The organism is Pseudomonas sp. PS02303, assembly GCF_029959925.1.
GTDB classification, from domain to species: domain Bacteria; phylum Pseudomonadota; class Gammaproteobacteria; order Pseudomonadales; family Pseudomonadaceae; genus Aquipseudomonas; species Aquipseudomonas mandelii.
Map to the genome: position 1 here is coordinate 48,166 of NZ_JASCOM010000006.1, position 23,451 is coordinate 71,616.

Here is a 23,451-nt window from a genome sequence, read left to right on the forward strand (position 1 = left end):
GGCCATGGCCCTGAGCCGCGCGGCACGTCTGGCACCCGTGGTGGAAATGGCCGAAAAGGCCGAAAAAACCGCGGTCATGCGCCTCGGGCACTTCCAGGGCCAGGTTCGTGTGGCGGAAAGCAAGCTCGCCGACCTCGAAAACTTCCGCCTCGAATACCAGGAACAATGGATTGTGCGCGGTAGCACTGGCGTTTCCGGCCAGTGGTTGCTTGGCTATCAGGGGTTTCTTGCGCAACTGGGAACCGCCATCGATCAGCAGCGCCAAAGCCTGAACTGGCACCAGAACAACCTGAACAAGGCGCGCGAGTCCTGGCAGCAGGCGTTTGCCCGGGTCGAAGGTTTGCGCAAACTTGTACAACGCTACATGGACGAGGCGCGCAAGCTCGAAGACAAGCGCGAGCAGAAGCTGCTGGACGAATTGTCCCAGCGGTTGCCGCGGCATGATCCGTATTGAATCAGCGGGATCGCGTGACCGTTCTTCGCGGGCCAACCACGCTCTACAGGTTTTGTGTCGTTTGCGAGTAATGTGGACGCATAACCCGTAGGAGCGAGGCTTGCCCGCGAAGGCGGTCTGACAGGCGTGACAACTTCCCGCCTTGCTCCCATCTCCGCCAAGTGCTAAACCTTGTACACGTACGTTTACCCATGACAAGGAAGCCGATAAATGTCAGTTGTTACAGATGTATCTCCGGATGGGAAAAAGCTGACGATTTCGATCGAGGGACGATTCGATTTTGGTCGGCATCAGGAGTTTCGCGAGTCTTACGAGAAACTCGAAAAAAAACCGGAATCTGTTGTGGTGGACTTAAGGAAGGCCACGTATCTCGATAGCTCGGCGCTGGGGATGCTGCTTCTGCTCCGTGATCACGCCGGTGGCGACAGTTCCGATATTCGCGTCGTTAACAGCAATTCAGATGTGCGCAAGATCCTCGCCATCTCCAATTTCGACAAGCTGTTCGACATCACTTGACCGCCATGCAGCCGTCGCTTGAACCGCTGACCATCCTCATCGCCGAAGACAGCGCGGCCGATCGCATGCTGCTGTCGAGCATTGTCCGTCGTCAGGGCCACCAGGTATTGACGGCCGCCAACGGTGCCGAAGCCGTCGAAGCGTTTCGCCAGCAGCGGCCGCACCTGGTTCTGATGGACGCGATGATGCCGGTCATGGACGGTTTCGAAGCGGCCAGACAGATCAAGGCGTTGGCTGGGGAAACCCTGGTGCCGATCATCTTCCTGACCTCGCTGACCGAAAGCGAGGCCCTGGCCCGGTGTCTGGAGGCCGGTGGTGACGACTTTCTGGCAAAGCCCTACAACCAGGTGATCCTTGCCGCCAAGATCAAGGCCATGGATCGCTTGCGCCGGTTGCAGGCCACGGTGCTACAGCAGCGTGACCTGATCGCCAAACATCATGACTACTTGCTCAACGAGCAGCGGGTGGCCAAGGCCGTATTCGACAAGGTGGCGCATTCGGGCTGCCTGAGTGCGCCAAACATCCGCTACTTGCAATCGCCTTATGCGCTGTTCAACGGCGATCTGCTGCTGGCGGCGTTCACCCCGGCCGGCGACATGCATGTGCTACTGGGTGATTTCACCGGTCACGGGCTGCCGGCCGCGGTGGGCGCCATGCCCTTGGCTGAAGTCTTCTATGGCATGACTGCCAAAGGGTATGGCCTGGCTGAAACCCTGCGTGAGATGAACGCCAAGCTCAAGCGCATTCTGCCGGTGGACATGTTCTGCTGTGCCACCTTGCTGTGCCTGAGCTTTCAGCGGCGCTCGGTGGAAGTCTGGAACGGCGGGATGCCGGACGGTTATCTGCACAACATCGTCAGCGGTGAGCGCACGCCGTTGAGGGCGCGGCATTTGCCGTTGGGCATACTGAGCCCGCAAACCTTCAATGACCGCACCGAAGTGTTTCCGATGGCCGTTGGTGATCGGGTGTTTCTACTCTCCGACGGGGTCATCGATACCTGCGATGCCAACGATCAGTTGTTCGGTGTAGAGCGCTTGCATCAGGTGTTTGCGGCCAATCGTCAGCCAGACGCGCTGTTCGAGGACATCGAGCAGGCACTGCGGGATTTTCGTGGCGAGGCCCGCGATGATGTGAGCATGGTCGAGATCAGTCTGCTGGAGGCCGAGCAATTGAGCCCTCCGGCGCCGGTGTATTCCGACAGCGGCCAGTCGTGTCCGCTGGACTGGTCGGTGAGTTTCGAGTTTCGCGCCGCGACCCTCAAACGTTTCAATCCGCTGCCGTACCTGTTGCAATTGTTGCTTGAGGTCCATGGTCTGCGGGCTCAGAGTGGGGCGCTCCACAGCGTGTTGGCAGAACTGTATTCCAACGCCCTTGAGCACGGCGTGCTGGGGCTGGATTCAAGCCTCAAGCGCGATGCTTCGGGTTTTGCGCGCTATTATCAAACGCGCAATGAGCGGCTGGAGGCGTTGCAGGACGGCTTTGTGCGGGTGCATTTGCAGATCGTGCCGACGGGCAAGGGCGGCAGCCTGATTGTGCGGGTCGAAGACAGTGGCAAAGGTTTCGATGTGGCGCGGGTAATGGAGCGTCCCGTCGACGGTGGCCGTCTGTCGGGGCGCGGCGTCAGTCTGATCCGCCAATTGAGCCGTAGCGCGAGCTGGTCCGACGATGGTCGTAGTGCTCGCGTAGAGTTTTTCTGGGAGGCTCTGGCATAATTCACCCATTCTTGATCAAGGAGTGAGCAAGTGGCTGACACACATCTGGACCGTGCCGTGCTGAGCGCGTTGCAAGAGGTCATGGAGGGTGATTATCCGATGTTGCTGGATACCTTCATTGCCGATTCCGAAAAGCGCTTGTGCGTGTTGCGAGAGGCTGAAGATGCCGCGCAACTCATGAGCACCGCCCATAGTTTCAAGGGCAGCAGCAGCAATATGGGGGCCGTTCGTCTCGCTGAGCTGTGCAATGAGCTTGAGCAACGCGCCAAGCAAAAAAGCCTCGCCGGTATTGAAAAGTTGGTCGGGGAAATCGACGGCGAATTCGCCATTGTCCGACCGCTGTATGAGGCGGAGCGACAGCGCTCTCTAGCGGACTGACGCAACCGTCCGGCGCTTTTAACCTTTGTCGAGCCGAACTGGCTCGACCTTTGCAATCAACTCACTCAACTGTACCTACGATCCCAGTGCAGCGGAGACCGTTTTATGCCCGTTACCCCCCATTCGCTTCTTCAGGCCGCCGCGACGGCCAAGACTCAAGTCGCCTCCGCCAATACCCCGGCGCTGGCCGCAGAGCCAGGGGGCAAGGCGTCCAGCTTCGCTGATGTTTACGCCAATCAAGCCCGGAACAAGCCTTCTGTGGTCGCCGATAAAGCGGCTAAACCGGCTACCGAAAATGCCTCGAAAACCCACGGCAAACCGGATGTCAGCACTGACAAGCCTGCCGCCCCGGAACGGGCGGTTGCCGATAGCGGCAATTCCTTGCCCGCCGATAAACCGGCGCCGACCGATGACACAGCTGCCAGCGACAACCAGCCCGAGACGGCTGAAACGCCGGTGGCCGATACGGCGCCTGTCGATCCGAGCCTCGACCCGGCGCTTTATCCTGCGTTGATGCAGGCAGTACAGCCGTCGGTAACCGTACCGGCCGCGCAAACAGCTGCGCCAGTTGTCACGACTGCACAGCCGCAGGCTGAAGCGCCGGTTGCCGCCGCCGTTGTTGCCGCGTCTGTGCCAGTGGAGACGGCCACTGACGGCGATTTTGATCCCGAAGCTGATCCGCTCGACGCATTGCCCGCCGTGCGCATGGCCATGGAGCAGAGCGGCCACGTATCCGCCAGCAGCCAGGCCCAGTCCAAAGCCACGGCTGCCCAGACCCAGGCTGACGGTGAGCTGACGGCGGCGCAGAACTTTGCCGCCGGCATGGCCAGCATGCTCGACGTGCAAGCCGACAAGGACAGCACCAGTCAGGGTGGCGAGAAAGCCTTCAGCGGTCTGATTGATAGCGGCCTCAAGGATTTGACGTCCGCCAGCAGCGATACCCGTGTCGATGACTTCGCCAACCGTCTGGCGGCACTGACTCAGGCGGCCACCCCGAAAACCGCGAATGCCTTGCCGGTCAACCAACCGATCGCCATGCATCAGAGCGGCTGGACCGAGGAAGTGGTCAACCGCGTCATGTACCTTTCCAGCGCCAACCTCAAGGCGGCCGACATCCAGTTGCAACCGGCTGAACTGGGGCGTCTCGATATCCGGGTGAACATGGTTCCCGACCAGCAGACCCAGGTTACCTTCATGAGCGCCCATCCAAGCGTTCGTGAAGCGCTGGACAGTCAGATGCAACGCCTGCGTGACATGTTCGTGCAACAGGGCATGGGCCAGGTCGACGTCAATGTGTCCGACCAGTCTCGTGGCTGGCAAGGCCAGGGCCAGGATCAGGCTCAGCAGGGGCAGGGCGGTCGGACCAGCGCCAATGGAGGTCGTCTTGACTCCATGGATGACGAGGTCGCAACCGCCGTCGCCGAAGTGGCGGCAACCGCTACCAGCGTGATCGGCTCCAGCGCCGTCGACTACTACGCCTGATCACACCTCTCCTGTAGGAGCGAGGCTTGCCCGCGAAGAATGATGACGCGGTATGGCTGATAAACCGCGGCGCCTGTTTCGCGGGCAGCCTCGCTCCTACAATTGATTGCCTTTCGCTGTCTCCCATACCTCCTCGACACTTCTGGCATAACACTTGCTCTTGCCTTGCCGTGCGACTGTGAAAACCCGAATAGTGACGGATTATTGGCATGGCGAAGAGCGACGCAGTAGTAAAAGAACCCGCAACCAAAGGCAAGGTCAAGCTGATCATTGCGATCGTGGTGGCCCTGTTGCTGGCGGTCGGCATGTCCGTGGGGGCGACCTGGTTCTTCATGCACAGTGCCCAGAGCAAGCCTGTCGCCGCCGAAACCGCTGTGGTCGGCAAGCAGCCGGCGATTTTCGAGCCCATGGCCCCGGCTTTCGTGGCCAACTACAACGTGAACGGTCGTCAGCGCTACATGCAGGTGAGCATCACCCTGCAAGGCCGCAATCAGGTTGATCTGGAAGCGCTCAAAGTGCATATGCCGGTGATCCGCAACAACCTGGTCATGCTGTTCTCCGGCCAGGACTTCGCCACGCTGGCGACCCCGGTTGGCCAGGAGATGTTGCGTCAGAAGGCCACGGCCAGCGTCCAGGAAGTGGCGCAGAAAGAACTCGGCAAAGTGGTTATCGAACAGCTGCTTTTTACTAATTTCGTACTGCAGTAGGAACACGACATGGCCGTGCAGGACCTGCTGTCCCAGGATGAGATCGATGCGCTGTTGCATGGCGTCGACGATGGTCTGGTACAGACCGATAACGCTGCCGAACCCGGCAGCGTCAAAAGCTACGACCTGACCAGTCAGGATCGCATCGTCCGTGGACGCATGCCGACCCTGGAAATGATCAACGAGCGTTTCGCCCGCTACACCCGCATCAGCATGTTCAACATGCTGCGCCGCTCGGCGGACGTTGCCGTCGGTGGTGTGCAGGTGATGAAGTTCGGCGAATACGTGCACTCGCTGTACGTGCCGACCAGCCTCAACCTGGTCAAGATCAAGCCGTTGCGCGGCACCGCGCTGTTCATCCTCGACGCCAAACTGGTGTTCAAGCTGGTGGACAACTTCTTCGGCGGCGATGGCCGTCACGCGAAGATCGAAGGGCGTGAATTCACCCCCACCGAGCTGCGTGTGGTGCGCATGGTGCTGGAGCAGGCCTTCGTCGATTTGAAGGAAGCCTGGCAGGCGATCATGGAAGTGAACTTCGAGTACATCAACTCGGAAGTGAACCCGGCCATGGCCAATATCGTCGGTCCGAGCGAAGCGGTGGTGGTGTCCACTTTCCACATCGAACTCGATGGGGGTGGCGGCGACCTGCACGTGACCATGCCGTACTCGATGATCGAGCCGGTGCGCGAAATGCTCGACGCCGGCTTCCAGTCGGATCTGGACGATCAGGACGAGCGCTGGGTCAACGCCCTGCGCCAGGACGTGCTGGACGTCGACGTGCCGATCGGTGCCACGGTTGCCCGTCGCCAGTTGCGTTTGCGCGACATCCTGCACATGCAGCCGGGTGACGTGATCCCGGTCGAGATGCCGGAAGAGATGATCATGCGCGCCAACGGCGTGCCGGCCTTCAAGGTCAAGATGGGCTCACATAAAGGCAACCTCGCGTTGCAGGTGATCGAGCCGATCGAGCGTCGCTGATTGGCGCTCCAACCCCCTATTAATTGGCTGCTCTTGATTGAGCAGTTGCCCGCCGAGGACAAATGATGAACGACGATATGAACGCCCAGGACGACCAGGCACTGGCTGACGAATGGGCTGCCGCCCTGGAAGAAACCGGTGATGCCGGCCAGGCCGATATCGACGCCTTGCTGGCCGCCGACGTCGGCAGCTCGTCGTCTAACCGTCTGCCGATGGAAGAGTTCGGCAGCGTGCCGAAGAACCACGACCCGGTCACCCTGGACGGTCCGAACCTTGACGTGATCCTCGACATTCCGGTGTCGATTTCCATGGAAGTGGGCAGCACCGACATCAACATCCGTAACCTGCTGCAACTCAACCAGGGGTCGGTGATCGAGCTGGACCGACTGGCCGGTGAGCCGCTGGACGTGCTGGTCAACGGCACCCTGATCGCCCACGGCGAAGTGGTTGTGGTCAACGAGAAGTTCGGCATCCGCCTGACCGACGTGATCAGCCCAAGCGAACGTATCAAGAAGCTGCGCTAAGTGAAGAGGGTACTGGGGTTTTTATTGGCGTTGCCGTTCAGCGTTCTGGCCGCCGAGCCGGTTGCGACGGCGGCGGCCGCGCCGGCAGTCAGTAGCGGTGTGGCCGGGCAACTGACGCAGTTGGTGTTCGGCTTGCTGTTGGTGCTGGGGTTGATCTTCTTCCTCGCCTGGCTGCTGCGCCGGGTCCAGCAGGCCGGGCCGGCCGGTAAGGGGCAGGTGATCGAGATTGTCGGTTCCCGTGCCTTGGGCCCCCGCGACCGTTTGATGCTGGTGCAAGTCGGCAATGAGCAGATCTTGCTTGGCCTGAGCCCCGGCACGATCACTGCACTGCATGTGCTTAAAGAGCCGATTGAAGTGCCGACCACCACCGAGAAAGCGACCCCGGAGTTTGCCCAGCATCTGTTGAAGATACTCGGCAAGGATCAGAAGGATAAGAAGTAATGGGTGCGTTACGCATCGTCTTGACGCTGGCCCTGATGCTGGTCGCGCCGCTGGCGTTCGCCGCCGATCCGTTGTCGATCCCGGCGATCACCCTGGGTACCAACGCCAATGGCGCTCAGGAATACTCGGTCAGCCTGCAAATATTGCTGATCATGACCGCGCTGAGTTTCATCCCGGCGTTCGTCATGCTGATGACCAGTTTCACCCGGATCATCATTGTGTTCTCGATCCTGCGTCAGGCCCTGGGCCTGCAGCAGACGCCGTCGAACCAGATCCTCACCGGCATGGCGCTGTTCCTGACCCTGTTTATCATGGCACCGGTGTTTGACCGGGTGAATCAGGACGCCTTGCAGCCGTACCTGGCGGAGAAACTCACCGCTCAGGATGCCGTGGCCAAGGCCCAGGTGCCGATCAAGGACTTCATGCTGGCGCAGACGCGCAGCAGCGATCTCGAGCTGTTCATGCGCCTGTCCAAGCGCACCGACATCGCTTCGCCGGATCAGGCACCGCTGACCATTCTGGTGCCGGCCTTCGTCACCTCCGAGCTTAAAACCGCGTTCCAGATCGGCTTCATGATCTTCATTCCGTTCCTGATCATCGACCTGGTCGTAGCCAGTGTGCTGATGGCCATGGGTATGATGATGCTCTCGCCGCTGATCATTTCCCTGCCGTTCAAGATCATGCTGTTCGTGCTGGTGGATGGCTGGGCGTTGATCATCGGCACCCTGGCAAGCAGCTTCGGCGGTGTGTCGCCATGACGCCGGAAGTGGCGGTAGACATCTTTCGCGAAGCGCTGTGGCTGACCACCATGATGGTGGCTGTGCTGGTGATTCCGAGTCTGCTGGTGGGCCTGCTGGTGGCAATGTTCCAGGCCGCCACGCAGATCAACGAACAAACCCTGAGCTTCCTGCCGCGCTTGCTGGTCATGCTGGTCACGCTGATCGTCGCCGGCCCGTGGCTGGTGCAGACGTTCATGGAATACATCCTGCAGCTGTACGGCAATATTCCTCAGGTCATCGGCTAAACCATGCCGTCGCTGCTGCAGCTGACCGATACCCAGATCAGTACCTGGGTGGCGACGTTCATGTTGCCGCTGTTTCGCATCGGCGCCTTGCTGATGGTCATGCCGGTGTTCGGCACAACCCTGGTGCCCACTCGCGTGCGCCTGTATTTCGCCCTGGCGATCACAGTGGTGATTGCGCCGGGCCTTCCGCCGATGCCGCCGATCAATGCGCTGGATCTGAGTGCGCTGCTGCTGATCGCCGAGCAGATCCTCATCGGTGCGTTGCTGGGTTTCTCCTTGCAGCTGTTCTTCCAGGCGTTCGTGGTGGCGGGGCAGATCGTCTCCATTCAGATGGGCATGGGCTTCGCGTCGATGATCGACCCCACCAACGGCGTCTCGGTGGCGGTGATCGGGCAGTTCTTCACCATGCTGGTGACGCTGTTGTTCCTGTCCATGAATGGCCATCTGGTGGTCTTCGAAGTCCTGACCGAAAGCTTCACCACGATGCCGGTGGGCAGTGGCTTGATGGTCAATCATTTCTGGGAGCTGGCCGGTAAGCTGGGCTGGGTTCTGGGTGCTGCACTGTTGCTGGTACTGCCGGCGATCACCGCGTTGCTGGTGGTCAACATTGCGTTCGGCGTGATGACCCGGGCCGCGCCGCAACTGAACATTTTTTCCATCGGTTTCCCGCTGACCCTGGTGCTCGGGCTGTTCATCGTCTGGGTCGGGTTGGCGGACATCATCAATCAGTATCAACCGCTGGCCTCCGAGGCCTTGCAGTTGTTACGCGAACTGGCACGGGCGCGCTGAGTCATGGCTGAGAGCGAAAGCGGTCAGGACAAAACAGAAGACCCCACGGAGAAACGTAAAAAGGACTCCCGGGAAAAGGGCGAGATTGCGCGCTCCAAGGAGCTCAACACCCTGGCTGTCATGCTCGCCGGCGCTGGCGGGCTGCTGATTTTCGGTGGAGCCCTGGCGCAGGACATGATGGAGCTGATGCGCATGAACTTCACGCTGTCGCGGGAAGTGATTCTGGATCAGCGCAACATGGGCGCCTTCCTGCTGCACTCGGGGCAGATCGCCCTGCTGGCGATTCAGCCGGTGATGATCACCTTGTTGCTGGCCGCGTTGATCGGCCCGATTTCCCTGGGTGGCTGGCTGTTCGCGGCAGGCTCCCTGGCACCGAAATTCAGTCGCATGAACCCCGGTGCGGGGCTCAAGCGAATGTTCTCGGCCAAGGCGCTGGTCGAACTGCTCAAGGCCCTGGCGAAGTTTTTCATCGTGCTGTTCGTGGCGCTGGCGGTGTTGTCTTCCGACATCGACGATCTGATGCGCATTGCTCATGAGCCGTTGGACATGGCGATCATTCACAGCCTGCAAGTGGTCGGCTGGAGCACTTTGTGGATGGCTTGCGGGCTGATCATCATCGCCGCTGTCGACGTGCCGGTGCAGCTGTGGGAAAGCCACAAGAAACTGCTGATGACCAAGCAGGAAGTGCGTGACGAACACAAGGATCAGGAAGGGCGGCCGGAGGTCAAACAGCGCATTCGCCAGTTGCAGCGCGAGATGTCGCAGCGGCGGATGATGGCGGCCATCCCTGAGGCCGACGTGGTGATTACCAACCCGACTCACTACGCCGTCGCCCTCAAGTACGATCCCGACAAGGGCAGCGCGCCGGTGCTGCTGGCCAAGGGCAGTGACTTTCTGGCCTTGAAAATTCGTGAAATCGCCGTGGCCAATAATGTGCTGCTGCTCGAATCGCCGGCCCTGGCGCGTTCGATCTACTACTCCACGGAACTGGAGCAGGAAATCCCCGGTGGGTTGTACCTGGCGGTCGCTCAGGTGCTGGCCTACGTCTACCAGATCCGCCAGTACCGCGCGGGCAAGGGCAAGCGCCCGGATCCGCTCAAGGACAACTTGCCGATCCCACCGGATCTGCGGCGTGATTCCTGATCCCGTTCATCTGAAAACTCTGAAACCCTGTTAGCTCTGACAGTAGACGGTCAGCACCCTGTTGCGCTGTCATACCCGTGGGAATTCTCCCGATCAACGTCCTTGCAGTGGTGTTCTGATCATTCGGCTGGAGCGCCAAGGATTGGTGTTTGCGTCTGTTCTAGAGGGAATAATCATGACCGAGCGTCTCTATCGAAAACTGCAGGGTATGGAGTTGAAGTTTGTTTCGGGTGTTCTGAAGGATAAGCCGACAGAAAACGCTATCGGTTATTCGGTCACATTCAGAATGTCGCTGGATTTCGCGTGCTTTGTGCAGATGGCCAATGCTCATATACCTGGATATTTAAACTTTCCAAAAAATGCCATCAGGCCCTCGTTGGAAGGGTTCGCCAGCCATGACAGCTTCAACTATTTAGAAGACTCGGCCGGAAAAATCGGTAGCACAGAGGAGTTGTGCCGCCTTTTTACTGATCCAGAAAACTACAACGATCAGTGGTCCGCCGGGGTCTTGCAGCGACGTCCTCACAAACCTGAATTCTCATTTGTCGATGGGCAACTGCAAGTGGTCGCCACAGTAGATTATCGCCATTCGAAAAAACGCCCGATGCTGGTGAGTGATTTGCCGGTCATTAAATTTCAATGGGCATTAGACCTGTTGCTGGGGCACAACATGGCGGGTGATTCCCTTGCGCCGGGGACAGTCGTCATACTTGGCTATGCCTGGGAGGAGTTGGTGGAGGCGGAGGGATTGCAGATGAATAAAGGTACACGGTACATGGTTGGCAGAACGCTTGATTTCGGTGCCATCCGTGAGGCGCAGATTCTGACGGCGGGATGATTGAGCGCTGGTGTGTGACGTTTTTGTGCCTGACTCCGCTGACGTGAGCCCTTCTGTTTCGAACCTCCCTGCGCAAAAGTTGCGAAGGGAGACCTGCAGTTGGAAAACCGCAGGTGAGTAGGCTTTTAGCTTGGGATTCTAATAGAAACAAAGCACAAAGATGCCGTTGTCAGGCCGCGCAAGCACCTCTCTCAGGTTGTTCTTTCCTGTATCGATTTTCTGGATAACCACCAGGCTTACAGCATCCAGAACCCAGATGAACGCGGAGGTAAAGGTAACGACATAGAGGTGCTTACCGTCGGCGCTCAGCGACACATGTCTCGGCGATTTTTCGCTCCGGGCAACATTGATGATTTTGTTGGTAGCCGTATCAATTACCGCAATTTCGCTAGCACTGATATCGGCCACATAAAGGCGAGTACTGTCGTGGTTCATGGCCATCGAGTAGGCAGATCCAGTGATCGGTATTCTTGCGACAGTTTTCAATTTTTCAGTGTCAATGACGTCAATAGCGGTTGGATCGGAGTCCGACTCCGCGTCGCCCCCGTGGGCAAGGTACACACGCGTACCGCTGGAATTGATAGCGAGGCCAAAAGGCCACGGATTGATCGGCATCGACAGGACAACGGACTGAGTGCTTGTATCGACTGCTTTCAAGTACCCGTTGATGCCCTGAGTGCTACAGGCATAGAGACGTTCGCCGCTTGAACTCACCACCATATAAGGTGAGCCGGATTCGAGGTCGGCGCCTTTCTTGATGTCGTGAGTTTTAGTGTCGATCTCCCAAATGTAATTCGAGTAACGACTGTTGACGTAAGCATGGTCACCGTTCGGGCTTAGGCCACCTAACGTTTCGCCTCCCGTTTCAGGTGAGTAGCTGTGAACGATTGTCTGTGTACGGGTATCCATTGCGCGGACATAACTGACGCTGCTATCCGGGGATTGAACGAAATACAGCCGTGAAGCATCCCGGTTGAGGGTGAGGCCGTGGATGCCCTGGACCATCTGTATATTGTCGTTCGCCCGCGTCGCCAGGGGGGCAGCGTGCGGGTAGCTTATCTGGATCTGCGCAAATGGGCCGTGGTGACGGGAGCTCGCCTTTTCCAGGCGCAGGTCTGTCAGAGACCTGAGTGCAACGTGAATCTCTGCGCGTTGCTCGCATGTTTGAAATGGTTGGTTGTTGATTTTTACTCGATAGCTCAGTTCATGTCGGCCATCGGTGAGGTCCTCGGGCTTCACATGGATCGTCAAAGGCGATCCGGCATCCGCAGTTGTGATGATGTGTCGAGCAATGACTTGGTCGTCGAGCAGTAGCTCCAGTTCGTTGTCTGGCGCTAAACACGGGTCGGCAATGGTTACGTTCACCCCATTGTAGGGAAAGAAGTCTTCGCGGGAGGCAAGCCTGATTCCGGTGTCTTTCCAGTCGAGAGTGTCGAGATTAACTTTCACCGACGGCGCAGTCAGTGGCGTGCGTGTGCTGTTCATGGGGCAATTCCTGTCGCTGCGATGGGGCTTTCATTGAAGGTCAATGCGCGGCACACGGCTACTGTCAGAACTAACAGGTACGAATGCTTTTTGGATCAGTGGTCACAAAGGATGCGCCTGCAATCCACTACGTATTCCCCGCTCCGGCAAAAGTTGGAAGGCTTCTTGCAGTAGCCGCTCTGCGCCTGCTTCAGGCGTCAAAAGTTTGCTTTAAAGGAACGGGGAAAACCGGTGGATCGCTCTCAGTTACTCAACACTGCACGCACAAACGTTGCCGACTTAAGTCGGGGCAACCTGGGTGTGCCGTTGTTGCTGCTGGTCATGTTGGCAATGATGATGTTGCCGATCCCGCCGTTCCTGCTGGACGTGTTTTTCACGTTCAACATCGCGTTGTCGATTGTCGTCTTGCTGGTTTGCGTCTACGCCTTGCGGCCGCTGGATTTCGCGGTGTTCCCAACCATTCTGCTGGTGGCAACGTTGTTGCGACTGGCGTTGAACGTGGCCTCCACCCGAGTGGTGATGCTCCACGGACAGGACGGTCACGCTTCCGCCGGTAAGGTGATCCAGGCCTTCGGCGAGGTGGTGATCGGCGGTAACTACGTGGTTGGTATCGTAGTTTTCGCGATCTTGATGATCATCAACTTCGTCGTGGTGACCAAGGGCGCCGGGCGGATTTCCGAGGTGAGCGCACGTTTCACCCTCGATGCGATGCCCGGCAAACAAATGGCAATCGACGCCGACTTGAACGCCGGCCTGATCGACCAGAACCAGGCCAAACTGCGCCGGATGGAAGTCGCCCAGGAAGCCGAGTTCTACGGTTCGATGGACGGTGCCAGCAAATTCGTGCGCGGTGACGCCATCGCCGGCCTGCTGATTCTGTTCATCAACCTGATCGGCGGCATGGCGGTCGGTATCTTCCAGCACGGGATGACCTTTGGTGATGCCGGCCGGGTTTACGCCTTGTTGACCATCGGTGACGGTTTGGTGGCGCAATTGCCATCACTGCTGTTGTCGACAGCGGCGGCAATTATGGTGACCCGTGCTTCCGGTTCGGAAGACATGGGCAAACAGATCAATCGCCAGATGTTCGCCTCGCCGAAAGCGTTGGCCGTGGCGGCGGGTTTGATGGCAGTGATGGGCCTGGTGCCCGGCATGCCGCACTTCTCCTTTCTCAGCATGGCGGCCCTGGCTGCTGGCGGCGCGTACCTGTTCTGGAAGAAGCAGAACGTGGTCAAGGTTCAGGCCCTGCAAGAGGTCAAGCGTCAACAGGAGCTGCTGCCATCGCCGGCTCGCGCGATGGAAACCAAGGAACTGGGTTGGGACGACGTGACACCGATCGACATGATCGGGCTGGAAGTCGGCTATCGCCTGATTCCGCTGGTGGATCGCAATCAGGGTGGTCAGTTGTTGGCGCGGATCAAGGGCGTGCGCAAGAAGCTGTCCCAGGACCTGGGCTTCCTGATGCCGACTGTGCACATTCGTGACAACCTCGACCTGGCCCCGAGTGCTTACCGCCTGACCCTGATGGGCGTGATCCTGGCAGAAGCCGAGATTTACCCGGATCGCGAACTGGCGATCAACCCGGGGCAGGTCTACGGCACGCTCAACGGCATAACCGCCAAAGATCCGGCTTTTGGCCTGGAAGCGGTCTGGATCGAAATCAGCCAGCGTGCCCAGGCGCAATCGCTGGGTTACACCGTGGTGGACGCCAGTACGGTCGTGGCGACGCACTTGAACCAGATTCTGTACAAGCACTCCAGCGAACTGATCGGTCACGAAGAAGTCCAGCAACTCATGCAATTGCTGGCCAAAAGCTCGCCGAAGCTGGCCGAAGAGCTGGTGCCGGGTGTGGTCTCGCTGTCGCAGTTGCTCAAGGTGCTTCAAGCGTTGTTGGCCGAACAGGTGCCGGTGCGGGACATTCGCAGCATCGCCGAGGCCATCGCCAACAATGCTGCCAAGAGTCAAGATACTGCCGCTTTGGTGGCCGCGGTGCGCGTCGGCGTATCCCGCGCAATCGTCCAAAGCATTGTAGGGACTGACTCCGAGCTACCAGTTATCACGCTGGAGCCAAGGTTGGAACAGATATTGCTCAATAGTCTTCAGAAGGCAGGACAAGGCTCGGAAGAGGGTGTTCTGCTGGAGCCAAGCATGGCTGAGAAACTGCAACGTTCGTTGATCGATGCGGCGCAGCGTCAGGAAATGCAAGGTCAACCGGTGATTCTGCTGGTAGCCGGTCCGGTTCGCGCGATGCTGTCGCGATTCGGCCGACTGGCAGTGCCGGGTTTGCATGTGTTGGCTTACCAGGAAATTCCTGACAACAAGCAAGTGACCATCGTTGCGACAGTAGGGCCCAACGGCTGAGGTAGTGGTTTATGCAAGTTAAGCGTTTTTTCGCCGCCGATATGCGTCAGGCCATGAAACTGGTTCGTGATGAGCTGGGCGCTGATGCCGCCATTATTGGCAATCGCCGGATCGCCGGTGGTGTCGAGCTGACGGCTGCCCTGGATTACAAATTGTCGGCGCTGGCCCCGCGTGTTCCGAACATGGAACTCGAGGATGAGCTGCGCAAGACCCAGTCGCGGATCGTCACCGCCCAGGCCGAATTGAGCCTGCGTGGCGAAGGCGAAACCGAAGGCGACAAGACCACCAATCGCCAATTGTTCGCCGGCCTGCCGTTGACCGCCGCCGAGCCGCTGATCGAGCCGACGTATGCCGAACCTCGTCGCTCGGCACCAGCCCCGGCACCTGCCGCTGGCGGCGTCGATCCGCGGGCGTTCGATTCGATGCGTTTCGAACTCAACAGCCTGCGCGAATTGATGGAAGTACAACTCGGCTCCCTGGCCTGGAATCAGCTGCAAGGCAGCCGTCCAGCCCAGGCCAATCTTTGGCGTCGCCTGCAACGCATCGGCTTGTCCGGCCCGTTGTCCCGCGACTTGCTGGCGATGATTACCGACATTGACGAACCCCGTCAGGCCTGGCGCATGTTACTGGCGCACCTGGCACGGATGATTGCCACACCGGAAGTCGAACCACTGGAAGAGGGCGGCGTGATTGCCATGGTCGGCCCTGCCGGCATGGGCAAGACCACCACCCTGGCCAAGCTCGCGGCTCGCTACGTGCTCAAATACGGCGCGCAAAACATCGCGCTGGTGAGCATGGACAGCTACCGTATCGGTGCTCAGGAACAATTGAAGACCCTGGGCCGGATTCTCAACGTGTCGGTAACCCACGTCGATCCGGGCCAATCTCTGGTGCAGGCGCTGGACCCCTTGCTGCGCAAGCGCGTGGTGCTGATCGATACCGCCGGCCTCCAGGCCAGCGATCCAGCCCTGCGCATGCAGCTCGAAAGCCTGGCCGGACGGGGCATCAAGTCAAAAAATTATCTGGTTCTGGCAACCACCAGCCAGAAACAGGTTCTAACGGCCGCTTATCATAGTTACAAGCGCTGCGGGCTCGCTGGCTGCATCCTGACTAAACTGGATGAAACGGCAAGTCTGGGCGAGGTGTTGAGCCTGGCGATCAGTCATGAATTGCCGGTGGCTTACCTGACCGATGGCCCGCGTATTCCGGATGATTTGCATCTGCCGCGTCGTCATCAGTTGGTCAGTCGTGCCGTCAGCGTGCAAATGCAAGAAGAACCCAGCGAAGAAGCCATGGCTGACATGTTCGCTGATATTTACCACAGCCCGACCAAGCAGGTTGGCTGAGGTGCTAATGAACCGTTTTTGTACCTACATCGATGGTCTGCCATGCATTGTTCAGTTATTGAGCGCGCAGCCAGTAATGTGGCCTCCGTCTATGCAAGACAAGGTAAAGAAATAACATGGGCAGCATGCATCCCGTACAGGTGATCGCGGTGACCGGCGGCAAAGGTGGCGTCGGGAAGACTAACGTGTCAGTGAACTTGTCCCTGGCTCTAGCTGAGCTCGGCCGGCGCGTCATGCTGCTGGACGCCGATCTGGGGCTGGCGAACGTCGACGTCCTCTTGGGGCTGACACCCAAACGTACCCTGGCCGACGTGATCGAAGGCCGCTGTGAGCTGCGCGACGTTCTGTTGCAGGGCCCCGGCGGTATTCGCATTGTCCCGGCCGCGTCCGGCACACAGAGCATGGTTCATCTGAGCCCGGCTCAGCACGCCGGCCTGATCCAGGCCTTCAGCGATATCGGCGACAACCTCGATGTCTTGGTGATCGACACCGCTGCAGGTATTGGTGACTCGGTAGTCAGTTTCGTTCGCGCAGCGCAAGAGGTCTTGCTGGTGGTGTGCGACGAGCCGACCTCGATCACCGACGCCTACGCGCTGATCAAACTGCTGAACCGCGATTACGGCATGAACCGCTTCCGCGTCCTGGCCAACATGGCCCAGAGCCCGCAGGAAGGTCGCAACCTGTTCGCCAAGTTGACCAAGGTCACGGACCGCTTCCTTGACGTCGCCTTACAATACGTCGGCGCGGTGCCTTACGACGAAAGCGTGCGCAAGGCCGTGCAGAAACAGCGTGCCGTCTACGAAGCCTTCCCGCGTTCCAAGTGCGCCCTGGCGTTCAAGGCCATCGCGCAGAAGGTCGACACCTGGCCGCTGCCTGCCAACCCGCGTGGGCACCTGGAGTTTTTCGTCGAGCGCCTCGTGCAACAGACCGCAGGACCCGTCCTATGACAGCCAGTGGCTACAACCTCTACAAGAAGTCGGCACGTGACGCGCAGTACGAGCTGATCGAGCGTTACGCGCCACTGGTCAAACGCATTGCTTACCACTTGCTGGCCCGTCTGCCGGCCAGTGTTCAGGTTGAAGACCTGATCCAGGCCGGGATGATCGGCCTGCTGGAAGTATCGACCAAATATGACGCCAGCAAAGGCGCGAGTTTCGAGACGTACGCGGGCATTCGAATCCGCGGCGCGATGCTCGATGAAGTGCGCAAGGGTGACTGGGCGCCACGCTCGGTTCACCGCAATACCCGCATGGTCAGTGACGCAATTCGCTCGATTGAAGCTAAAACCGGTCGTGACGCTAAAGATCATGAAGTTGCGGCCGAACTCCAATTGAGTCTCGACGATTATTACGGGATTTTGAACGACACCCTGGGCAGCCGGTTATTCAGTTTCGACGATCTGTTGCAGGACGGCGAACACGAAGGGCTGCACGAGGATGGCGCGAGTGCACATCTGGAGCCGTCACGCGATCTGGAAGATGAACGCTTCCAGGCCGCGCTGGCGGACGCGATTGCCAATTTGCCGGAGCGTGAGCGACTGGTGTTGGCGCTGTACTACGACGAAGAGCTGAACCTCAAGGAAATCGGTGAGGTCCTGGGGGTCAGCGAATCGCGGGTCAGCCAGTTACATAGCCAGTGCGCGGCCCGTTTGCGGGGGCGTTTGGGGGAGTGGCGAGCGCGCTGAAGGCAGTGTGGGGGCACTGCGAACGAGGCCGGTGGGGTGTTGAACTGCACCGGTCGCGATCTGTTGTGCTCCAGACAGTCATCGAGTGCATTGCCGGATTGATTGAAATGGCGCGTCCAGGTGCTGGGCGCGTTTAAGACTGCTTGGAGGTCGAATTGGACAAGAACATGAAAATCCTCATCGTTGATGACTTCTCAACGATGCGGCGGATCATCAAGAACCTGCTGCGCGATCTGGGGTTCACCAACACCGTCGAGGCTGACGATGGAATTACCGCCATTCCGGTTCTCAACAGCGGCAGCATCGACTTTCTGGTAAAGGACTGGAACATGCCGGGCATGACCGGTATCGACCTGCTGCGTCACGTGCGCGCCGATGAAAAACTCAAGCACCTGCCAGTGCTGATGGTGACCGCTGAAGCCAAGCGCGAGCAGATCATTGAAGCAGCCCAGGCCGGTGTAAACGGCTATGTGGTGAAACCCTTCACGGCCCAGGCGTTGAAAGACAAAATCGAGAAGATTTTCGAACGCATCGGTTGAGAAACTGCGCCACGGGGGAGCTATGGACCACAAAGAATCTTCACAGGGCGATTTTGAATCGACCCTGAAAAAACACGCGGTCGAACTGGTCGAAAGCCTTGAAAAGGGCAGGTTCGGCGACGCTGTGCAACTGATCCATGAGCTCAATCAGACCCGTGACCGCGGCCTGTACCAGGAAGTGGGCAAGCTCACTCGCGAGCTGCATAGCGCGATCGTCAATTTCCAGATTGACCCGAACATGCCGCAAGCCGAGGAAGTGTCGCAGATCACGGACGCCACCGAGCGCCTGGGGTATGTGGTCAAGCTGACCGAGGCTGCGGCCAACCGCACCATGGACCTGGTGGAAAACGCCACGCCGCTGGTCAATGGCCTGAGCAATGAAGCTCAGGCATTGAGCGCCGACTGGGGGCGCTTCATGCGTCGCGAAGTCGGGGCTGAAGAGTTTCGCGAACTGGCCCGGCGAGTCGACGGTTTCCTGACACGCAGCAGCGAAGACAATCGCACGGTGTCGAGCAACCTCAACGACATATTGCTGGCCCAGGATTACCAGGACCTCACCGGTCAGGTGATCAAACGCGTGACCCAATTGGTCACCGAAGTTGAAAGCAACCTGCTCAAGCTTGTGCTCATGGCCAGTCAGGTAGACCGCTTTGCGGGTATCGAACATGACCGTGAAGCGATGCTCGCTGAAAAAGATCCGCAAAAACATCTCTCTCAGGGTGAAGGTCCGCAGATTCATGCCGATAAAAGAGAAGACGTTGTGTCCGGTCAGGACGATGTGGACGATTTGTTATCCAGCCTAGGATTTTAGAGTTTTAGCATTTTAGGTTTTTTAGGTTTTTAGACCTCAGGAGCACCCCCTTAATGAGCTTCGGCGCCGATGAAGAGATCCTTCAGGATTTCCTGGTTGAGGCCGGCGAGATTCTAGAGCAACTGTCCGAACAGCTGGTCGAGCTTGAAAGCCGACCGGATGATGCGGACTTGCTCAATGCAATTTTTCGCGGTTTTCACACTGTAAAAGGGGGCGCCGGCTTCCTCCAGCTCAACGAGCTGGTGGAGTGCTGTCACATCGCCGAGAACGTGTTCGACATCCTGCGCAAGGGTGAACGTCGCGTCGACTCGGAACTGATGGACGTGGTTCTCGAAGCGCTGGATGCGGTGAACAGCATGTTCACCGAGGTCCGCGAACGCAGCCCGATTACGGCTGCCACGCCTGAATTGCTCGCGGCACTGGCCCGTCTGGCCGAGCCGCAAACGGCTGATGAATCTGCACCGGTTGCTGAAGTGGTCGAAGCACCTGCTGCTGAAGAGTCGGGCGACATCACTGATAACGAATTCGAGCAATTGCTGGACTCGCTGAACGCCGTCAAGGCTCAAGCCGAAGCGCCGGCGGTTGCTCCAGTGGCGGCTGCCGATTCGGCGGCCGGCGACGAAATCACCGATGCCGAGTTCGAGTCGTTGCTCGATCAACTGCATGGCAAAGGCCAGTTCGCCGTCGACGCGGTGGCACCGCCCACTGCACCGGCTGCTCCGAAAGCGGCCGGCGACAGCTCTGATATTACTGACGACGAATTCGAAGCACTGCTCGACCAGTTGCACGGCAAGGGCAACTTTGCGGTGGACGCGCTGGAGTCGGCCATTGCCGCCGTACCCGCTTCGGCTGCGCCAACCGCGAAAGCGGCCGGTGGTGATCTGATCTCCGATCACGAGTTCGAATCGCTGCTCGACGAATTGCATGGCAAAGGCAAATTCACTGAAGTCGGCACAGGTGCTGCGGTGGCTGCTCCAGCCGCCAAGGCTGCTGCACCGAAACCGGTTGCCAAGGCGGCCGAGCCGAAAGCTGAAGCGCCGAAACCGGCGGCTGCCGCTGCACCGGCTCCAGCCCGCACACCGTCCGCGCCGCCACCGGAAAAACCGGCCAGTGAAGCCGAGACCACCGTGCGGGTTGATACCGCGCGTCTCGACGAAATCATGAACATGGTCGGCGAACTGGTATTGGTGCGTAACCGCTTGGTCCGTCTGGGCCTCAACAGCGGCGACGAAGCCATGTCCAAGGCTGTGTCGAACCTCGACGTGGTCACGGCCGACCTGCAGACCGCGGTCATGAAGACCCGGATGCAACCGATCAAGAAAGTTTTCGGGCGCTTCCCGCGCCTGGTTCGCGATCTGGCTCGCCAGCTCAAGAAAGAGATCAACCTGGAGTTGGTCGGCGAAGAAACCGACCTCGACAAGAACCTCGTCGAGGCCCTGGCCGACCCGCTGGTCCACTTGGTGCGCAACTCGGTCGACCACGGCATTGAAGAGCCGGCCGAGCGCGAAGCGATGGGCAAACCTCGCAGCGGCAAGGTGATCCTGTCCGCAGAACAGGAAGGCGACCACATCCTGCTGTCCATCTCCGATGACGGCAAGGGCATGGACGCCGATGTTCTGCGCGGTATTGCCGTGAAGAAAGGGCTGATGGACAAGGATGCCGCGGATCGCCTCAGCGAGTCCGACTGCTTCAACCTGATCTTTGCGCCGGGTTTTTCGACCAAGACCGAAATTTCCGATGTCTCCGGACGCGGCGTGGGCATGGACGTGGTGAAAACCAAAATCGCCCAGCTCAACGGCACCATCAATATTTATTCGACCAAGGGCAAAGGCTCGAAGATCGTCATCAAGGTCCCGTTGACCCTGGCGATCATGCCGACGCTGATGGTCATGCTCGGCAACCAGGCGTTCGCGTTCCCGCTGGTGAACGTCAACGAAATCTTCCACCTCGACCTGTCGCGCACCAACGTGGTGGACGGCCAGGAAGTGGTGATCGTGCGGGACAAGGCACTGCCATTGTTCTACCTCAAGCGCTGGCTGGTCAGCTCCGCCGCTCACGAAGAGCAGCGCGAAGGCCACGTGGTGATCCTTTCGGTGGGTACTCAGCGGATCGGCTTCGTCGTCGACCAGCTGGTGGGCCAGGAAGAAGTGGTCATCAAGCCATTGGGCAAAATGCTCCAGGGAACCCCGGGCATGTCGGGCGCCACCATTACCGGTGACGGTCGCATCGCGCTGATTCTCGATGTTCCGAGCATGCTCAAGCGTTACGCCGCACGGCGTATTTGATTCTGGTGGAGCGGGGCGACTAAGCCTCGCTCCGTCCTAACGGAGTGTTTATGGCAGTCAAAGTCCTGGTGGTGGACGATTCGGGGTTTTTCCGCCGCCGCGTCTCGGAAATTCTTTCAGCGGATCTGAATATCCAGGTCGTCGGTACGGCGACCAACGGAAAAGAGGCGATTGATCAGGCGCTGGCCCTCAAGCCAGACGTGATCACCATGGACTACGAGATGCCGATGATGGATGGCATCACGGCAGTGCGGCACATCATGCAGCGTTGCCCGACCCCGGTGTTGATGTTCTCCTCGCTGACCCACGAAGGCGCTCGGGTAACCCTCGACGCGCTGGACGCCGGCGCGGTGGATTTCCTGCCGAAGAATTTCGAAGACATCTCCCGTAACCCGGAGAAGGTCAAGCAACTGCTGTGCGAGAAGATTCTCAGCATCTCGCGCAGTAACCGTCGTGCCAGCACCTACAGCGCACCGGCCCCGGTCGCCGCGCCAGCCCCGACGCCTGCGCCTTCGAGCGTCAGCAGTTACGGCAGCAGCACGCCTGCGCGTCCGGCTCCGGCACCAATTCCGGCGCGTAGCTACGCCCCGGCATCGTCCCCGGCATCGTCCGGGCAGTCGTCGCCTGCACCAAAACGCAAAGCCTACAAACTGGTGGCTATCGGTACGTCCACGGGCGGTCCGGTTGCCCTGCAACGGGTGTTGACCCAGTTGCCGGCCAACTTCCCGGCGCCGATCGTGTTGATCCAGCACATGCCGGCGGCCTTCACCAAGGCCTTCGCCGAACGTCTGGACAAGCTCTGCCGCATCAGCGTCAAGGAAGCGGAGGATGGCGACATTCTGCGTCCGGGCCTGGCGCTGCTGGCGCCGGGTGGCAAGCAAATGATGATCGACGGCCGTGGCGCGGTGAAAATCCTGCCGGGCGACGAGCGTCTGAACTACAAACCGTGCGTGGACATCACCTTCGGTTCGGCAGCCAAGTCCTACGGCGACAAAGTTCTGGCGGTCGTACTGACCGGCATGGGCGCCGACGGTCGTGAAGGCGCGCGCCTGCTCAAGCAGGGCGGTAGCGCGATCTGGGCTCAGGATGAAGCCAGCTGCGTGATCTACGGCATGCCGATGGCCATCGTCAAAGCCGACCTCGCCGACGCGATCTACGGTCTGGACGATATTGGCAGGCACTTGGTCGAGGCGTGTATCTGATGGATGTTTTAAGCCTTATCGGGATCATCTTGGCGTTTGTCGCCATCATTGGCGGCAACTACCTTGAAGGCGGTCATCTCGGCGCATTGGCCAACGGCCCGGCGGCGCTGATCGTACTCGGTGGGACTATCGGCGCGGCATTGCTGCAATCACCGATGAGCGCCTTCAAGCGTGCCATGCAAATCATTGGCTGGATTCTGTTTCCGCCTCGCGTTGACCTGGCCGGTGGCGTCGACCGCGTCGTCAACTGGAGCCTGACCGCGCGCAAGGAAGGCCTGCTCGGTCTGGAAGGGGTGGCCGATGCCGAACCTGACAGCTACTCGCGCAAAGGTCTGCAACTGCTGGTCGACGGCGCCGAGCCGGAAGCGATTCGCAGCATTCTGGAAGTGGATTTCTACACCCAGGAAGCCCGCGACATCGAAGCGGCCAAAGTCTTTGAAAGCATGGGCGGCTACGCGCCGACCATTGGCATCATCGGTGCGGTAATGGGCCTGATCCATGTCATGGGCAATCTGGCCGATCCGACGCAACTGGGCAGCGGCATCGCCGTCGCCTTCGTCGCCACCATCTACGGTGTGGCCAGTGCCAACCTGGTGTTGCTGCCGATTGCCGCCAAGCTCAAGTCCGTTGCCTTGCGCCAGTCGCGTTATCGCGAAATGTTGCTGGAAGGAATCCTGTCGATCGCCGAAGGTGAAAACCCTCGCTCTATTGAGTTGAAGCTTCAGGGCTTCATGGATTGATGGGAGTAACGG

General features: G+C 59.3%; 24 protein-coding genes. 23 read left to right on the forward strand and 1 reads right to left on the reverse strand.

Translation table 11 applies throughout. The features are described 5' to 3' along the window. Nucleotides 1-4 precede the first annotated feature (4 nt). From fliJ to QMX98_RS03170, 14 genes are all read left to right on the forward strand, one after another. Nucleotides 5-454, forward strand: a complete 450-nt coding sequence (fliJ, locus tag QMX98_RS03105; RefSeq protein WP_010456956.1) for a flagellar export protein FliJ — start codon at nt 5-7, stop codon at nt 452-454. A gap of 210 nt (nt 455-664) precedes the next feature. Next, complete coding sequence (locus tag QMX98_RS03110) at nt 665-970, forward strand: STAS domain-containing protein (RefSeq protein ID WP_010456955.1); 306 nt, start codon at nt 665-667, stop codon at nt 968-970. A gap of 5 nt (nt 971-975) precedes the next feature. Continuing rightward, complete coding sequence (locus QMX98_RS03115) at nt 976-2,682, forward strand: fused response regulator/phosphatase (protein WP_282410244.1); 1,707 nt, start codon at nt 976-978, stop codon at nt 2,680-2,682. A 30-nt stretch (nt 2,683-2,712) separates the two neighbouring features. Then, nucleotides 2,713-3,060, forward strand: coding sequence for an Hpt domain-containing protein (locus QMX98_RS03120; RefSeq protein ID WP_010456953.1), 348 nt, complete (start codon nt 2,713-2,715; stop codon nt 3,058-3,060). Nucleotides 3,061-3,165: 105 nt separating this feature from the next. After that, complete coding sequence (locus QMX98_RS03125) at nt 3,166-4,542, forward strand: flagellar hook-length control protein FliK (RefSeq protein WP_282410245.1); 1,377 nt, start codon at nt 3,166-3,168, stop codon at nt 4,540-4,542. A 209-nt stretch (nt 4,543-4,751) separates the two neighbouring features. Then, nucleotides 4,752-5,249 carry a flagellar basal body-associated protein FliL gene (gene fliL, locus QMX98_RS03130; protein WP_077748629.1) on the forward strand — a complete coding sequence of 166 codons (498 nt, stop codon included), beginning with the start codon at nt 4,752-4,754 and terminating at the stop codon, nt 5,247-5,249. A 9-nt stretch (nt 5,250-5,258) separates the two neighbouring features. Beyond that, nucleotides 5,259-6,227, forward strand: coding sequence for a flagellar motor switch protein FliM (gene fliM, locus QMX98_RS03135; RefSeq protein ID WP_010456950.1), 969 nt, complete (start codon nt 5,259-5,261; stop codon nt 6,225-6,227). 62 nt (nt 6,228-6,289) lie between these two features. Continuing rightward, nucleotides 6,290-6,751: a flagellar motor switch protein FliN gene (gene fliN / locus QMX98_RS03140; RefSeq protein WP_010456949.1), complete on the forward strand. Its 462-nt coding sequence runs from the start codon at nt 6,290-6,292 to the stop codon at nt 6,749-6,751. After that, nucleotides 6,752-7,192 carry a flagellar biosynthetic protein FliO gene (gene fliO / locus QMX98_RS03145; protein WP_010456948.1) on the forward strand — a complete coding sequence of 147 codons (441 nt, stop codon included), beginning with the start codon at nt 6,752-6,754 and terminating at the stop codon, nt 7,190-7,192. Next, on the forward strand, nt 7,192-7,950 hold the full coding sequence (gene fliP / locus QMX98_RS03150) for a flagellar type III secretion system pore protein FliP (protein ID WP_010456947.1): 759 nt from the start codon (nt 7,192-7,194) through the stop codon (nt 7,948-7,950). Before fliO ends, fliP begins: the two co-directional genes overlap by 1 nt. Further along, the gene (gene fliQ / locus QMX98_RS03155; protein ID WP_010456946.1) at nt 7,947-8,216 is read left to right on the forward strand and encodes a flagellar biosynthesis protein FliQ; all 270 of its coding nucleotides are present in this window, start codon (nt 7,947-7,949) and stop codon (nt 8,214-8,216) included. Before fliP ends, fliQ begins: the two co-directional genes overlap by 4 nt. Before the next feature lie 3 nt (nt 8,217-8,219). After that, nucleotides 8,220-9,005: a flagellar biosynthetic protein FliR gene (fliR, locus tag QMX98_RS03160; protein ID WP_077748632.1), complete on the forward strand. Its 786-nt coding sequence runs from the start codon at nt 8,220-8,222 to the stop codon at nt 9,003-9,005. A 3-nt stretch (nt 9,006-9,008) separates the two neighbouring features. Continuing rightward, nucleotides 9,009-10,148, forward strand: coding sequence for a flagellar biosynthesis protein FlhB (gene flhB, locus QMX98_RS03165; RefSeq protein WP_010456944.1), 1,140 nt, complete (start codon nt 9,009-9,011; stop codon nt 10,146-10,148). 175 nt (nt 10,149-10,323) lie between these two features. Continuing rightward, the gene (locus QMX98_RS03170; protein ID WP_282410246.1) at nt 10,324-10,986 is read left to right on the forward strand and encodes a hypothetical protein; all 663 of its coding nucleotides are present in this window, start codon (nt 10,324-10,326) and stop codon (nt 10,984-10,986) included. A 138-nt stretch (nt 10,987-11,124) separates the two neighbouring features. On the opposite strand, the gene QMX98_RS03175 is transcribed toward QMX98_RS03170, so the two are convergent. Next, complete coding sequence (locus QMX98_RS03175; RefSeq protein WP_282410247.1) at nt 11,125-12,471, reverse strand: YncE family protein; 1,347 nt, start codon at nt 12,469-12,471, stop codon at nt 11,125-11,127. A 231-nt stretch (nt 12,472-12,702) separates the two neighbouring features. On the opposite strand from QMX98_RS03175, the gene flhA reads away from it, so the two are divergent. The 9 genes from flhA to QMX98_RS03220 all read left to right on the forward strand — a co-directional run bounded on the left by flhA (nt 12,703) and on the right by QMX98_RS03220 (nt 23,439). Then, a complete protein-coding gene (flhA, locus tag QMX98_RS03180) occupies nt 12,703-14,832 on the forward strand; it encodes a flagellar biosynthesis protein FlhA (RefSeq protein ID WP_083375990.1) in 2,130 nt (709 codons plus the stop codon). Between the two features lie 11 nt (nt 14,833-14,843). Next, the gene (gene flhF, locus QMX98_RS03185) at nt 14,844-16,178 is read left to right on the forward strand and encodes a flagellar biosynthesis protein FlhF (RefSeq protein ID WP_010456940.1); all 1,335 of its coding nucleotides are present in this window, start codon (nt 14,844-14,846) and stop codon (nt 16,176-16,178) included. A gap of 116 nt (nt 16,179-16,294) precedes the next feature. Continuing rightward, complete coding sequence (fleN, locus tag QMX98_RS03190; protein WP_003222917.1) at nt 16,295-17,125, forward strand: flagellar synthesis regulator FleN; 831 nt, start codon at nt 16,295-16,297, stop codon at nt 17,123-17,125. After that, nucleotides 17,122-17,862, forward strand: coding sequence for an RNA polymerase sigma factor FliA (gene fliA / locus QMX98_RS03195; RefSeq protein WP_007894214.1), 741 nt, complete (start codon nt 17,122-17,124; stop codon nt 17,860-17,862). Before fleN ends, fliA begins: the two co-directional genes overlap by 4 nt. Nucleotides 17,863-18,029: 167 nt before the next feature. Then, nucleotides 18,030-18,401 (forward strand): chemotaxis response regulator CheY, encoded by a 372-nt coding sequence (locus QMX98_RS03200; RefSeq protein ID WP_282410248.1) that lies wholly within the window; start codon nt 18,030-18,032, stop codon nt 18,399-18,401. Nucleotides 18,402-18,423: 22 nt separating this feature from the next. Continuing rightward, entirely contained in the window at nt 18,424-19,212 is a 789-nt protein-coding gene (locus QMX98_RS03205) for a protein phosphatase CheZ (protein ID WP_282410249.1), read from the forward strand. A gap of 53 nt (nt 19,213-19,265) precedes the next feature. Further along, nucleotides 19,266-21,497 (forward strand): chemotaxis protein CheA, encoded by a 2,232-nt coding sequence (locus tag QMX98_RS03210; RefSeq protein ID WP_282410250.1) that lies wholly within the window; start codon nt 19,266-19,268, stop codon nt 21,495-21,497. 50 nt (nt 21,498-21,547) lie between these two features. Next, the gene (locus tag QMX98_RS03215) at nt 21,548-22,699 is read left to right on the forward strand and encodes a chemotaxis response regulator protein-glutamate methylesterase (protein WP_282410251.1); all 1,152 of its coding nucleotides are present in this window, start codon (nt 21,548-21,550) and stop codon (nt 22,697-22,699) included. Further along, nucleotides 22,699-23,439, forward strand: coding sequence for a flagellar motor protein (locus QMX98_RS03220; RefSeq protein WP_010456935.1), 741 nt, complete (start codon nt 22,699-22,701; stop codon nt 23,437-23,439). The genes QMX98_RS03215 and QMX98_RS03220 overlap by 1 nt, the downstream gene beginning before the upstream one ends. The last annotated feature ends 12 nt before the right edge of the window (nt 23,440-23,451 follow it).

What these genes read in the sequence shown, in the direction of transcription:
- fliJ (WP_010456956.1), top strand. Translation starts at nt 5, where the DNA reads ATGGCCCTGAGCCGCGCGGCACGTCTGGCACCCGTGGTGGAAATGGCC.
- QMX98_RS03110 (WP_010456955.1), top strand. Translation starts at nt 665, where the DNA reads ATGTCAGTTGTTACAGATGTATCTCCGGATGGGAAAAAGCTGACGATT.
- QMX98_RS03115 (WP_282410244.1), top strand. Translation starts at nt 976, where the DNA reads ATGCAGCCGTCGCTTGAACCGCTGACCATCCTCATCGCCGAAGACAGC.
- QMX98_RS03125 (WP_282410245.1), top strand. Translation starts at nt 3,166, where the DNA reads ATGCCCGTTACCCCCCATTCGCTTCTTCAGGCCGCCGCGACGGCCAAG.
- fliL (WP_077748629.1), top strand. Translation starts at nt 4,752, where the DNA reads ATGGCGAAGAGCGACGCAGTAGTAAAAGAACCCGCAACCAAAGGCAAG.
- fliM (WP_010456950.1), top strand. Translation starts at nt 5,259, where the DNA reads ATGGCCGTGCAGGACCTGCTGTCCCAGGATGAGATCGATGCGCTGTTG.
- fliN (WP_010456949.1), top strand. Translation starts at nt 6,290, where the DNA reads ATGATGAACGACGATATGAACGCCCAGGACGACCAGGCACTGGCTGAC.
- fliP (WP_010456947.1), top strand. Translation starts at nt 7,192, where the DNA reads ATGGGTGCGTTACGCATCGTCTTGACGCTGGCCCTGATGCTGGTCGCG.
- fliQ (WP_010456946.1), top strand. Translation starts at nt 7,947, where the DNA reads ATGACGCCGGAAGTGGCGGTAGACATCTTTCGCGAAGCGCTGTGGCTG.
- fliR (WP_077748632.1), top strand. Translation starts at nt 8,220, where the DNA reads ATGCCGTCGCTGCTGCAGCTGACCGATACCCAGATCAGTACCTGGGTG.
- flhB (WP_010456944.1), top strand. Translation starts at nt 9,009, where the DNA reads ATGGCTGAGAGCGAAAGCGGTCAGGACAAAACAGAAGACCCCACGGAG.
- QMX98_RS03170 (WP_282410246.1), top strand. Translation starts at nt 10,324, where the DNA reads ATGACCGAGCGTCTCTATCGAAAACTGCAGGGTATGGAGTTGAAGTTT.
- QMX98_RS03175 (WP_282410247.1), bottom strand. Translation starts at nt 12,471, where the DNA reads ATGAACAGCACACGCACGCCACTGACTGCGCCGTCGGTGAAAGTTAAT.
- flhF (WP_010456940.1), top strand. Translation starts at nt 14,844, where the DNA reads ATGCAAGTTAAGCGTTTTTTCGCCGCCGATATGCGTCAGGCCATGAAA.
- fleN (WP_003222917.1), top strand. Translation starts at nt 16,295, where the DNA reads ATGGGCAGCATGCATCCCGTACAGGTGATCGCGGTGACCGGCGGCAAA.
- fliA (WP_007894214.1), top strand. Translation starts at nt 17,122, where the DNA reads ATGACAGCCAGTGGCTACAACCTCTACAAGAAGTCGGCACGTGACGCG.
- QMX98_RS03200 (WP_282410248.1), top strand. Translation starts at nt 18,030, where the DNA reads ATGAAAATCCTCATCGTTGATGACTTCTCAACGATGCGGCGGATCATC.
- QMX98_RS03205 (WP_282410249.1), top strand. Translation starts at nt 18,424, where the DNA reads ATGGACCACAAAGAATCTTCACAGGGCGATTTTGAATCGACCCTGAAA.
- QMX98_RS03210 (WP_282410250.1), top strand. Translation starts at nt 19,266, where the DNA reads ATGAGCTTCGGCGCCGATGAAGAGATCCTTCAGGATTTCCTGGTTGAG.
- QMX98_RS03215 (WP_282410251.1), top strand. Translation starts at nt 21,548, where the DNA reads ATGGCAGTCAAAGTCCTGGTGGTGGACGATTCGGGGTTTTTCCGCCGC.
- QMX98_RS03220 (WP_010456935.1), top strand. Translation starts at nt 22,699, where the DNA reads ATGGATGTTTTAAGCCTTATCGGGATCATCTTGGCGTTTGTCGCCATC.